This window comes from Burkholderia sp. Cy-637 (assembly GCF_011753175.1).
In the GTDB taxonomy this organism is placed as follows: Bacteria; Pseudomonadota; Gammaproteobacteria; order Burkholderiales; family Burkholderiaceae; genus Burkholderia; species Burkholderia gladioli.
The window spans coordinates 1-13,858 of record NZ_VWWC01000031.1; the positions used below are offsets into that span (position 1 = coordinate 1).

The following is a 13,858-nucleotide window of genomic DNA, read 5'->3' on the forward strand; positions in this document are numbered from 1 at the left end:
TGGAAGAGGGCGTCTCGGGCGATGCCGCCGAGCGGCGCGGGAATCGGGAAGGAAATCGGGAAGCGGCGCCGTCGCCGGGCAGCCAGGCCGGCGAAGCGCCGCGCGACGGCCGCGAGCTGCCGCCGCCCGGCGCGCAGCCTTACGGGCCGACGCGCTAGCGGGCTTCGATAGGTCAGCCGGTTTTACGCAATAGCCGGCGTCGACCTGGCAGCCGGCTCCGATGCGTCTGCCGACGTCGTCGCGCGGCCGGCGCAACCGCGCCGTTCAGGTACCGCCCCCTCCCACCGCCGCGGCCTACCGCTTCTCCCGCCGTTCCGGCGCGCCGGCTTTGATACGATGCACGCTTTCGCCTCTTCGGATGTCCCGCGTGAGCCGTCGTTTCCTGTCCAGCCTGCTTTCCCGCCTCGCCGCCTGGCGGGCCGCCGCCCGGCCCGTGCTGGCCTCGGCCCTGGCCCGCGCGCGGCCGCCCGTCTCGCTCGCGCTGGCCCTGCTCTGGCACCACCTGCGGCATCCCACGCGCCGCGGCGTGCTGATCGCCGTGGCGGCCATCCCGGCGCTGTTCCTGCTCTATGTACTGGTGCTGATCCCGTTCACGCCCAGCATCGGCGACATCCGCAAGGCCCGGGTCGATGCGCCGGCCCAGGTGATGTCCTCGGACGGCAAGCTGCTGGCCGAATTCAAGCCCTCGAACCGCGAATGGGTGGCGCTGGCCGATATCTCGCCGCACATGGTGGACGCGCTGATCGCCACCGAGGACCATCGCTTCTACGAGCATCACGGGCTCGACTGGCGGCGCACCGCCGGCGCCGCGCTGCACACCTTCTCGGGCGACCGCCAGGGTGGCTCGACCATCACCCAGCAGCTCGCCCGCAATCTCTATCCGGACCAGATCGGCCGCGCGCCCACGCTCACGCGCAAGCTCAAGGAGGCGATCACCGCGCTGAAGATCGAGGCCGTCTACAGCAAGCCGCAGATCCTCGAGACCTACCTGAACACGGTGCCCTTCCTCTACAACGCCTATGGCGTGGAGATGGCCGCACGCACCTATTTCGACAAGTCGGCCGACCAGCTCGACGTGCTCGACAGCGCCACCCTGGTGGGCATGCTCAAGGGCAACAGCTACTACAACCCGGTGATCAATCCCGAGCGTGCGCTGCAGCGGCGCAACACGGTGCTCGGGCAGATGGTCAAGTACGGCAAGCTGACGCCGGCGCAGTTCGCGGTGCTGCAGAAGAAGCCCCTGCGCATCGACTTCGAGCGGCAGAAGGAGCCGCCCGGCCCGGCGCCGCATTTCGCGCAGCAGTTGCGCAAATGGCTGATCGGCTGGGCCGACCGCAACGACTACAACATCTACTCGGATGGGCTGATCGTCAGGACCACGATCGATTCGCGCATGCAGTCGATGGCCACCGCGGCGCTCAAGCTGCAGGCCAACCAGCTGCAGGGCATCGCCAACGGCGCCTGGAATTCGGGCAGCGGCTGCGCGTTCGGCAGCCCGCTGTTCCAGACCTTCATCCGCGAGACGCCCGAGTACAAGGCCGCGCGCGACGGCGGCGCCGACGATGCCGCCGCGCTGAAGGCGCTCGGCAAGCAGCGCGAGTTCCTGCGCGATCTCTGCAAGGCCAAGGCCGACGTGCAGGCCGGCTTCATGGCGATCGACCCGCGCGACGGCGCGATCCGCGCCTGGGTCGGCAGCCGCGACTTCGGCACCGAGCCCTTCGACCATGTGCAGCAGGCACGCCGGCAGCCGGGTTCGACCTTCAAGGCCTTCGTCTACGGCGCCGCCTTCGCCGACGGCGCCAAGCCCACCGATACCTTCATCGACCAGCCGGTGGAGATCCCGCTCAAGGGCGGCGAGATCTGGCGCCCCGACGACGCCGAGACGCCCACCGGCAAGCCGATGACGCTGGCCGACGCGCTGGCCTATTCGCGCAACCGCATCACCGCGCAGCTGATGCAGCAGGTCGGGCCGGTCAAGGTGGCGCGGCTCGCGCGCGAGATGGGGGTGCGCGACAGCACGCTGGAGGCGGTGCCCTCGCTGGCGCTGGGCACCAGCCCCGTCACGCTCAAGGAGATGGTGTCGGCCTACGCGACCATCGCCAACCTCGGCAGCTATGTGGAGCCGCGCATGGTGACCCGCATCGAGGATCGCGACGGCAACGTGCTGGCCGAGTTCATGCCGGCGCCGCCGGAACGCACGCTGTCCACCTCGGCCTCGCGCACGCTGGTGGAGGCGCTGCGCGGCGTGATCAATCGCGGCACCGGCTCGGCGATCCGCTCGCGCTTCGGGATCCGCGCCGACGTGGCCGGCAAGACCGGCACCACCCAGGGCAATACCGACGGCTGGTTCATCCTGATGCAGCCGCAACTGGTGGCGGGCGCCTGGGTCGGCTTCGACGACGGCCGCGTCACGCTCGGCGATACCTGGGGGCAGGGCGCGCGCAGCGCCTTGCCGATGGTCGGCGATTTCTACCAGCGCGTGTTCCGCGCCAAGCTGATCGACGCGCGTGTGAAATTCGATACCGAAGCGCCGCCGGGTTTCTTCGATACCTTGCGTGGCAAGCTCGACGACTGGATCGCCTATCTGTTCCCGTCCAAGCCGGAGAAGCCGGCCGTGCCGCAGAAGCCGCGCGCGCCGGCACCAGCCCCGGCGCCGAGCGAGGCGGAGCAGGCGGCCAGTGCCGCGAGCGCCGCCTCGGCGGCGGCCGCGGCCGAGGCGGCTTCGGATCCGCTCGGCGCGTTCCTGAAGGGCGGCGGCGCGGCGGGCGGCCATGCCGCGTCGGGCGTGGATACCTTCAGTGCCTCGGCGCCGCCGCTGCTGCCTTCGGCGCCGGCCGGCGGCGGTAATCACGGCAGTGGCAACGGCGGCGCGAGCGGCGGCGGGCAGGACAACGGCCTGCCGAGCGAGCCGCCGGCCGAATCGCCGACGCCCACGCCGGATACGCCGTCGACGGGTAGCGGCAACGGGCAATAAGCGAATGCCGCGAATGGCTTCCCCGTCACGATGAACTGATGGCCTGGTCGCGGCCTGACTGGCTTTGGAAAAGCGATCAGAGAGTCCGGACCCTAATCAATCAGACGTATCCAAATTTCATGATTTGAGTCGGTTGGGTCAACAACTTGGCAGTTGTTGACAGCTATCTTTCGTTGCTTCGATAAGCTCGCGTCCAATAACCACCGCAATGGACGCAGGCCACGTCGAAGAGCATGAACAAGAATGCGCATCGCCTGGTGTATTCCAGGCTTCGGGGTATGGTGGTGGCCGTCGCCGAGACGACCACGGCCGAGGGCAAATCCGCAAGCGGCGAGGCGCGGCGGGTCAAGCGATCGTCAGACATGCGCGCTGCCGCGGTGCTGGCCGCCTCGGCGGTGGCGGGTGTTCTGTCGACGCCGGTCCAGGCGCAAATAGTCGGGGCCGGGCCGAGCGCGCCGGCGGTGATCCAGACGCCGAACGGGCTGCCGCAAGTCAATATCAACAAGCCAGGCGGCAGCGGTGTGTCGGTCAACACCTACAACCAGTTCGACGTGCAGAAGGCCGGCGCGATCCTGAACAACTCGGCCACCATGGTCCAGACCCAGCTTGGCGGATGGATCAACGGCAACCCGAACTTCGGGCCGAACGATGCGGCGCGCATCATCGTCAACCAGGTCAATAGCCCGAACCCCTCCCAGATCCGCGGCGCGCTGGAGATTGCAGGCGCCCGCGCGGAGCTTGTGCTGGCGAATCCCTCGGGTATCTATCTCGATGGCGCGGGCTTCATCAATACCAGCCGCGCGACCCTGACCACGGGCCTGCCGTTCTACGGCCCCGACGGCTCGCTGGCTGGCTACAACGTCAACCGCGGCTTCGTGACCGTTGCCGGGGCGGGTCTCAATGCCTCGAATCTCGATCAGGTCGACATCATTTCCCGCGCCGTGCAGGCCAATGCGGCGATCTACGCGAAGAATCTGAACGTGATCGCCGGCACGAACCAGGTCAATCACGACACGCTCGCCGCGACGCCGATCGCCAGTGACGTTCCTGCTCCCGCTGTCGCGATTGATGTGGCCCAGTTGGGCGGCATGTATGCCAACAGGGTGTTTTTGGTGGGCAACTCGGCAGGCGTGGGTGTCGCGAACGCAGGGACGATCGCGGCGCAGGCAGGCGATCTGACGCTGCAATCGAATGGCCGTCTGGTGCTCACGGGCAAGACGACGGCGAGCGGCAACCTCGCGCTGTCGGCTGCAGACGGGATACAGAACAGCGGTACGACTTACGCTCGGCAGTCGCTGTCGGCCAGTATCGGCACCGATCTCACGAACAGCGGGACACTGGCGGCACAGCAGAATACGAGCGTTAATGCCGGCAGCGTCAATTCAACCGGCACGCTCGGCGCGGGCGTGAACAACGACGGGGCGGTCGGCCATGGCGGCGACCTGAACCTGACGGCCTCCGGCCAGTTGAGCGCAACCGGCCAGAATGCTGCCGGTGGCAATGCGTCACTGACCGGTGCCAGTGTGAATCTCGCCGGCAGCCAGACGACAGCAAACGGCAATCTGTCGCTGACCGCGACAGCCGGCGACGTGAACCTGTCGAGCGCGACGACCAGCGCACAAGGTACGGTCAACGCGAAGGCTTCCGGCACGGTGATCAACGACCACGGCAGCGTGTCGAGCGGCGGCAGCATGACATTGACGGGTGCCAACCTGTCGAACCACGGCGGTACGATCACGCAGTATGGATCGTCGACGATGGGGATGAACGTCAGCGGCACGCTCGATAACTCGGCCTCCGGCGTGATCCAGACCAACGCCACCGACCTGACGCTCACGCCGGCCGAGCTGGACAACGCGAGCGGCACCATTACGCACGGCGGGATCGGTACGTTGACGATCGCTCCCGGCACGGGAGCCAATGCGGGCGCCGGTGCGCTGAACAACGCGTCGGGCAGCATCGTGACGAAGGGACAAGCCATTGTCCAAGCGGCTGGCTGGAACAACGCGGGCGGTATTCTCGCCGCGCAATGGGGCATCGACGCGACCATATCGGGCCACTTGAACAATGCGCAGGGGTTGCTTCGTTCTGACGCGTCGCTGTCGTTGACGAATGGCGGTGCCCTGTCGAATCAAGGTGGCCAGATCAGCTCGACGCACGACTTATCGATCGCCGCGGCCACGCTGCAAGGCGGCGGCACCTACAGCGCGACGCATGACGCCTACGTGCATCTCCAAGGCGACTACACGGTAGCGTCCGATACCCAGTTCAATGTCGGCCACGACCTCGCTTTCACCTTGCCCGGCACCTTCACGAACAACGCGAGCCTGCAGTCGGTCAACATGCTGAGCGTCGACGCAGGCAACATCGTCAATGCAGGCGCCTTGACGGCCGGCGGCTTGCTGCACACGCAGTCGACCAACCTGACCAATACCGGCGCGCTGGTGGGCGCCAGCGCCTCGCTGAACGCGACGAATACGATCTCCAACCTCGGGCCGACCGCGCTGATCGGTGCGTCGGACAGCAACGGCACGCTCGACATCCTCGCGCACGCCATCGAGAACCACGACGACACGACCACGACCGACTCGATGGCGACGATAGCCATCTTCGGCATGGGCAAGGTCGTGCTGGCGGGCGGCAAGGACGCGAGTGGCAGCTATACGAACGCCGCGCTCGTCAATAACGTGTCGGCCCTGATCCAGTCCGACGGCGACATGGAATTGCATGCGGACAAGGTAACGAGCACGCGCCGCGTGATGAAGGCGTCCACCAGTCAGATCGACCCGGCATCGCTCGCGCAATTCGGCATCAGCATGGTTGGATGCGCGGCAGTCGACATGACGGCGTGCTCCGGCCGGGACGTGGGCTGGGTCGATTTGAGCAAGCCCGAGGTGCAAGCGCTTTTTCTGGACTTCCCGGGGGGAGTCCCTACCGTTCCTCCCCATGGCGGACAATGGAACAGCAGTTATCAGAAGACCACGTACTACGCGGACAGCGCGACAGCGACGACCGTAACGGACCTCAGCCCGGCCGCCCAGATCGTGTCGGGCGGCAAGATCGATGCGTCGTCGGTCGGTACGCTGCAAAACTACTGGAGCAACATCGCGGCGGTCGGCGACATCAAGATGCCCGCCCGCTACGACGCCGACGGCTGGGCGGCGTCCGGCCAGAAACTGCCGGGCGTGACGGTCTCCTATTCGGGGCAATACCACTACAACAACTACGACAACACCGAGCACGACTGGCAACTGCCGTTCGGCAACGCGCCGTTCGTGACGGGGCGCCCGGGCGGCTACACACAGGCGGCGCCAGCCTCCCTCAAGGACTACACGCTGCCGGGCTATTTTTCGACGCTGAGTTCGAACGGCACGATCTCGGGCACGGGCGCCAGCGTCAATAACACGGCCGGTAACGCATCGATTCCGCCGCTCGGCCTGCTGCCGGGGCAATCGGTGCCGGGACTCACGCCGAACGACCTGAACGGTAACGCGAGCGGCGCGAAATCGGGGGCATCGTCGGTGCACGGCGCGCCGTCCGCGCCGGTCGATCCGATCCTTGCCAGCGCGACGGCACTGAACGTCCTGAACAACCTCGCCATTCCTCAGGGTGGCTTGTTCAAGCCCACCGCCGCGCCGAACGCGAGCTATGTGATCGAGACGAACCCGGCGTTCGCGAACCAGAAGAACTTCATCTCCAGCGACTACTTCTTCAGTCAGATCGGTGTCGACCTGACGCATATCCCGAATCGCCTGGGCGACGGCTTCTACGAGCAGCAACTGGTACGCAATCAGGTGACATCGCTGACCGGCAAGGCGGTGCTCGGACCGTACGCGGACCTGCAGACGATGTATGAATCGCTGATGGCGGCCGGCGCCGATCTGTCGAAGTCGCTCGATTTGCCGATCGGCGCGAGCCTGTCGGCCGATCAGGTCGCTAAGCTGACCAGCAACGTGGTCCTGATGGAAACGCGCGTGGTCGACGGCCAGTCGGTGCTGGTGCCGGTCGTGTATCTGGCGCAGGCCAGCCAGCAGAACATGAATGGCCCGCTGATCGCCGCAACCAACATCGATCTCCAGAACGCGCAGTCGTTCACGAACAGCGGCACGATCAAGGCGGACAATACGCTGGCGATCCAGGGCAAGCAGATCGACAACGCATTCGGCGCGCTGCAAGGCGGCGGACTGATGTCGCTTTCGACCGAGAACAACATCGATCTGACATCGGCGAACGTGAAGGCCGGCAGCCTGCAATTGGACGTGGGCAGGGACCTGATTCTCGACACGGCGACGAAGACGAACACGCGCGTGAGCCGGGACGGCGCGACGAGCGTGGTGACGACGCTCGGGCCGACCGCCAAACTCGACGTTGCGGGCGATGCTTCGATCACGACCGGTGGCAACTTCCAGCAGAACGCGGGCGACCTGTCCGTCGGCGGTAATCTCGGCATGAATGTCGGCGGCAACTGGGATCTCAGTGCCGTGCAGACCGGCGAGCACAAGATCGTGCAGCGAGCCAATGGTGTGTCGAATACTGACATCAACAAGGTGACCGGTAGTTCGGTCAGCGTCGGTGGACAATCGAATGTCGTCGTGGGTGGTGATCTGACGGCAAAGGGCGCGCAGATCGACCTCGGGCAAGGTGGGACGCTTGCTGCCAAGGGCAACGTAATGCTCGGCGCGGCGAGCGCGACGTCGACCGTGAACAGCAACAGTTCGGGCAGCGACAGTCACGGCAGCTATGCCGAGACGCTGCACACGTCCGACCAGGCACTGACCGGCACGACGCTGAAGGGAGGCGACACGGTCAATATCGTGTCGGGCAAGGATATTACGCTCTCCGGCAGCGCGATTAGCCTCGACAAAGGCAATGCAAACCTGCTGGCCGCCGGCGACGTGAACGTCGGTGCGGCAATGGAGACGCACGAACTCAACTCACATGAAACGCATAGCCACAGCAATGTGGTGAGTGGTTCCAAGGTCGCGAGTGGAGTCGATCAGACGGCGACCTACAGCCAGGGCAGCATGATTTCGGCGGATGGTGTGACGGTCACGAGCGGTCGGGACATCAACGTGACGGGCAGTAACATCGTCGGTACAAACGACGTGTCGCTGTCAGCTGCGCGGGACGTGAACATCAAGACCTCGCAGGACACGATCCAATCGTCGACCTACTTCGACAAGAAGGAAACTGGCCTCATGTCGAACGGCGGACTGTCGGTGTCTGTAGGCTCGCGTTCGAACTCTGATAAGCAGCAGTCTTCATCGGTCACGAACAATGGAAGTGTGATCGGCGCGCTGAACGGCAATTTGACGGTGAGTGCAGGCAACGATCTGCACGCGACCGGCAGCATCCTGCATGCGGGCAACGACGTGAATCTTGCCGGCAAGACCGTGAAGATAGATGCCGCGACGGATACGTCAAACTTTGCAGAGCAGCAGCAGTTTCGTCAGGCTGGCGTGACGGTGGGCGTGACGAATCCGGTCGTGGCGGCGGTGCAGACAGGTCGACAGATGACGAACGCTGCGCAAAGCGTGAGCGGCGATCCGCGCTTGATTGCGCTGGCAGCGGCTACGACGGGCCTTGCGGCGAAAAACACCTATGACTCGCTGAAGCAGATGGGCGGCGACCCGGTGAAAGCCGCGACAAGCGTCGGGATCAACGTATCCGTTGGCGCGAGCAAGAACGACAGCCAGATGCAGGCACAGTCGAGCACGGCGGTGGGAAGTACCGTGTCGGCGGGCCGCAACGTCACCATCGCTGCCGCCGGCGCGGGGAAGGACAGCAATCTCGACGTGATCGGCAGCACGATTTCGGCCGGTAACAACGCGAAATTGGCCGCCGAAGGCAACGTGAACCTGCAGGCGGCGGAAAACACCAGTAGCCAGCACAGCACGAACAGTGGGGCAAGCGCCTCGGTGGGCGTGTCGTTCACCGTCGGTGACAAGAGTGGGGTAGCGTTCACGGCGGGCGTCTCTGGTAATCGCGGTAACGCGGACGGCGATTCGTCGACGTGGACGAATACGCATGTGAGCGCAGGCAACGAGCTCGCAATCCAGTCGGGCGGCGATACAAATCTGAAGGGGGCGGTCGCATCAGGCAAGCAGGTTGTTGCCGATATCGGCGGTAACCTGAACATCGAGAGTCTGCAGGACAAGGATCACTACGATTCGAAGCAGCAGAGTGCTGGCATTTCAGCGAGCGTATGTGCGCCGCCGCTCTGCACCGGGAAGTCGAGCGTGGCGGGCAGCATTGGCGAAACGAAGATGAACAGCGATTACGCGAGCGTGATCGAGCAATCGGGGATCAAGGCGGGCGATGGCGGCTTCCAGGTCGATGTGAAGGGCAACACCGATCTCAAGGGCGGTGTGGTCGCGAGCAGTGACAAGGCGGTGCAGGACAACCTGAACAAGCTGACGACCAGCACGCTCACCCATAGCGACATCGAGAACCATGCATCGTACGACGCATCGTCGGTCGGACTCTCGGGCGGCTACGGGGGCTCCATCGGGAAGGATCAGAAAGGCACGGCGACCAACGTGAATCCGGTGCCGGGGACGACGCTGCCGAAGGGGGACGGCGGATTGCAGGTAGCGCCGCCGGTCGCGCTCAGTGCGTCGGGCGATGCCAATTCGACCACGAAGAGCGGTATCAGCGGTGGGGCCATTACGATCGCCGATGGTGCGAAACAGCAGCAATTGACGGGGCAGACGGCTGCTGAAGCGGTCTCAAGCATCAATCGCGATACGTCAAATACCGGGAGTGCACTTGCGCCGATTTTCGACAAGGACAAGATTCAGGCCGGCTTCGACATTACGAGCCAGTTCATCAATCAGGCCGGGACATTCATCGCGAATCGCGCGGCCGAAGCGGACGCTGCGAAAGCCGCGGCGAACAACTCGAATCTGACGCCGGAACAGCGCGCTGCGGCCCAGCAGCGCGCCGACGAGCTGAGCGCGAACTGGGGACCCAACGGCACGTATCGTCAGGTGCTGACGGCCCTGTCGGTTGCCGCGGGCGGCAATGTGACAGGTGGCCTCGGCCAATTCGCGCAGAACGCCACAGTGGCCTACCTGCAAGAGCTGGGCACGAACCAGGTGAAGCAGATTGCCGACAACCTCGGCAGCGAAGAAGCGCGTGCGGCGCTTCACACGATTGCGGGATGTGCCGGCGCGGTTGCGAGCAGCCAGAGCTGCAGTGCGGGGGCGATGGGCGCGGCGACCAGCTCCGTGCTCGGGAGTCTGCTCGCGCCGTCGGTGAACTTGTCCGCATCCGAGCGCGAAGCGCGCGACAATCTGGTGGCCAGCTTGGTTGCCGGCGTCGCGGCGGTGTCGGGCCAGAATGTGGCAACGGCGACCGGTGCGGGCAAAATCGAGGTGGAGAACAATCAGGTCTCGCCGATGGCGCCGGCGCCGGCCTGGCTCGCTGGATTCAAGTTACCGGGGTACAAGGGCGAGCAGTCTGGTAAGGGCGACGGGGTGATCGCTGATCCCGCCACGGCGCTCGATTCAACGATCAAACCGACCGGATCGTTGATCTATCCGATGCCGGACGCGAAGACGGTGGGCGACTGGATTACGGCGATCATTCCGGATCACGCGAAGGGGTTGATAGACTACATCACGACGGCGGTCAAGGGTGGGGATACGCCAGTAATTGACGATGGCAAGCAGGGCAAGCATCAGCCGGATCACAATAACTTCATTCCGGGACGAAGCGAATTGTCATACCCTGATCCTCAAAAGCTTGTGGACGACTATGCAGGAACTGGGCAGCCCGCAAATAATGTCGCGCCTGGCCAGCCGGGCTATCGAGAGCGCGTGAACTTCGGGAAAGTTATTGGAAACTACGTTGATCCGGTTGCAGGCGAAAAGATGCCTACAACGAACGGTATTATTCACTACAGTAAGGACGGGGTTCATATTGTTCCCGGGAGGCCCCAATGATTAACGAGTTTCGAATTCGACTGTTGCTGGCACTGCAATCAGCTCTACTCGGATATGTCAGCGCAAATATTCGAGCCGTGAGCTGTGCCGCTGAAGGTGAAGATATAACGGTCCAAGTGGTGTTTGATGGGCCGATAGCCGACAGCGATCGGGATGCCATGGATGAGGTTGGATCTGAATTGGCATCGCACTTTGAGCATGGGTTGGTCGATATGCAATGCATTCGGATCGATGTGCCGCAGCTGTTTCGTGATAGTTCGTTAGAACTGCATGTCTATCAACGAAAGGAATGATTCATAGAGTGCAGAACCCCTGGAGCAATCAGGCGGCCAGCGCAACTGGTGAAGCGGTGTCGCGCCGGATCAGCGACTACGCGGACAAGATAATGAAGGAGGCCGCGGCGAACGGTGACAAGGCTGGCGGGCGGTAACGCGGTAGGCGGCACAGCCGGCGCGGCGATTGCGTCGATTGCCTCGGATAGCTTGAACTGTAATCACCTCGACGGCCAGTTCAATCCAGTCACATGACAAGTGCACCATCCAAAAAAACGCCGTTCAGCGAAGCGACTGAACGGCATCAAGACATCTATTTTTCATCGCCGAACCACCCGTCTCAGCCTTCCCCCTCACCTTCCCCCACCGGCACAGCCATCCGCGCCCTCACGCGCTTGCGGATCTCCGAATCGAGGATCAGCCGCCCGCGCAGCTTGCCCTTCATGCGTTTCACGTGCTTGGGCGCCTCGGTCATGTGCTCCACCATCAGCGCGCGCACCTTCTCCACATCACGCGCCCGCGCCGCCTCGGTGATGGCGCGATGGATCGACACGTTGGCCTCGCCGAAACGCTTGTGCTCGGCCAGCGGCGTGTCGTTCCGGAATTCGATCAACTGCCGGATCATCTCGTTGATCAGCTCGCAGGTGAAGCGCAGGAACGGGTTCGGGTTGGCCGATGCGAGGATGTCGTGGAAGGTCATGTCCTCCTGCCGCTGGCGCACCAGGTTGCCGCGATCGTGCGGCCCGGCCGCGCCGTCGCAACAGGCGATGTTGGCCTCCAGCGCGGCGAAGTCGCGCTCGGTCAGGTGCGGTACCGCGCCGGCCGCCAGCTCCGGCTCCAGCAGCTTGCGCACCGTGTAGATATCGTCGATCGACACGTCCTTGAAGAACAGGTAGTTCTGCAGCAGCTGCAAGGTGCGGTCGAGCGGCACCTCCACCACCATCCCGCCGCCGCCGGGGCCGGTGGTCACCTTGATGAGCCCCTGCACCTCGAGCGACTTCAGCGCCTCGCGCACGGTGCTCTTGCTGACCGAATAGAGCTGCTGCAGCTCGGCTTCGCGCGGCAGCCGATCGCCCGGCTTCAGGTCCTTCTCGGTGATCAGCCGCTTGATTTCCTCGGCGACCAGATCCGCGCGCTTCTGCTGCTTGATCTCGACCGCGACAGCCGCTTTCGCTCGCTCCATGCCCATCTTCCTGACTCCCTTCCTGTTCTGGCGGCGCCTGCCGGCCGCGTTGCGCGCGGTGGCGGTGGCGGTGGCCGGTTCGCGGTAGCGAATTTTGCCTGATTGACAGTGGATTTTGACATACCTAGGATCATGTTCATCCTATTTATCATGATAAATAGGATGAACCGATGGCCGCCCGAGCGAGGCGGCCCGAGCGATCGGCAGCCGGCCGGCTCGCGAGCGTCCATCCCCGAAGGAGCATCGACTTGAATCGCCGTGAACTGTTGAAACTGGCCGCCGCGTCGGCCATGCCGGGTGCGCTCGGCGCCCTTGCCTCCCGTGCCGCGTTCGCCGCCGGCGCGCCGCTCGAGCTGGCCTGCCCGGTGCCGATGTCGGGCCCGTTCGCGGCCAACGGCAAGTACGCCGACCTCGGCATGAAGCTGGCCGTGCAGCAATACGGCCAGGTGCTCGGCTCGCCGCTGTCCTACGTCACGCTCGACACCGAGGGCAAGCCGGCCACGGCGGTGCGCCGGGTGCAGGAAGTCGCGCAGCAGAAGGGCGTGCGCTACTTCGCGGGCGGCATCCTGTCCTCGGAATCGCTGGCGATGGGCAAGGAGGTGGAGAAGGCCGGCGGCGTGTTCATCACCACCGCGGGCGCCGACGAGATCACCGGCAAGGACTGCAACAGCGCCACCTTCCGCTGGTCGGTGCCGACCTTCGGCGCGATCGAGCAGACCGTGCGCCCGCTGATCAAGATGCTGCCGAACGCGAAGCGCTGGTACACCATCACGCCGCAATACGTGTTCGGCGAAGGCCTGCTGTCGGCCGCCAAGGCGATCTTCCAGGAAGCCGGCATCCAGCACGTCGGCAACAGCTATCACTCGCTGGCCGAGAAGGAATTCAGCGGCTACCTGACCAACGCCGTCGCCGCCAAGCCCGACGTGCTGCTGATCCTGAACTTCGGCTCGCAGTCCTCGGACACGCTGCGCCAGGCGGTCAGCTTCGGCATGAAGCGCAACTGCACGATCCTGATGGCCTGGGCCTCGGGCCTGGAGCAGTTCGAGACGCTCGGCGCGGATCTCTGCGACGGCGTGTATTTCGGCGCGCAGTATTGGCACGGCATCGATTCGCCGCTCAATCGCGATCTCGTCAAGCGCGCCAACGCGACCTTCCACGCCAACCCGAACTACAGCCTGGCCGGCTCCTACATCTGCACCAAGATCCTGCTCGACGGCATGCTCAAGGCCGGCACCACCGATCCGAAGAAGGTGATCGCCACGCTGGAGGGCATGAAGTACGACGGCCTCACCGGCCCCGAGGAAGTGCGCCGCGCCGATCACCAGGTGCTGAAGAACTACTACCTGCTCAAGGGCAAGGCGAAGAACCGCATGAAGAACGCCGACGACTACGCCGACATCGTCAGCTCCGGCCAGTCCTTCCTGGCCGCCGACAAGACCGGCTGCAAGCTCGGCTGACCGGCCAACGCGACGACGGAGGCGCC

5 protein-coding genes are annotated in these 13,858 nt (G+C 64.7%); 4 read left to right on the forward strand and 1 reads right to left on the reverse strand.

From position 1 onward, the window contains the following. The first annotated feature begins 367 nt into the window (after window positions 1-367). From F3J10_RS11630 to F3J10_RS11645, 3 genes are all read left to right on the forward strand, one after another. Window positions 368-2,974, forward strand: a complete 2,607-nt coding sequence (locus F3J10_RS11630; protein WP_167242142.1) for a transglycosylase domain-containing protein — start codon at window positions 368-370, stop codon at window positions 2,972-2,974. A 233-nt stretch (window positions 2,975-3,207) separates the two neighbouring features. Next, window positions 3,208-10,920, forward strand: coding sequence for a hemagglutinin repeat-containing protein (locus F3J10_RS11635; protein ID WP_205200268.1), 7,713 nt, complete (start codon window positions 3,208-3,210; stop codon window positions 10,918-10,920). A 23-nt stretch (window positions 10,921-10,943) separates the two neighbouring features. Next, window positions 10,944-11,213, forward strand: a complete 270-nt coding sequence (locus F3J10_RS11645; protein ID WP_240155528.1) for a hypothetical protein — start codon at window positions 10,944-10,946, stop codon at window positions 11,211-11,213. Between the two features lie 319 nt (window positions 11,214-11,532). On the opposite strand, the gene F3J10_RS11650 is transcribed toward F3J10_RS11645, so the two are convergent. Continuing rightward, the gene (locus tag F3J10_RS11650; protein WP_013691687.1) at window positions 11,533-12,381 is read right to left on the reverse strand and encodes an FCD domain-containing protein; all 849 of its coding nucleotides are present in this window, start codon (window positions 12,379-12,381) and stop codon (window positions 11,533-11,535) included. 242 nt (window positions 12,382-12,623) lie between these two features. Here F3J10_RS11650 and F3J10_RS11655 point away from each other — a divergent pair, with 242 nt between their 5' ends. Then, a complete protein-coding gene (locus tag F3J10_RS11655) occupies window positions 12,624-13,832 on the forward strand; it encodes an ABC transporter substrate-binding protein (protein ID WP_025098407.1) in 1,209 nt (402 codons plus the stop codon). Window positions 13,833-13,858: the final 26 nt, after the last annotated feature.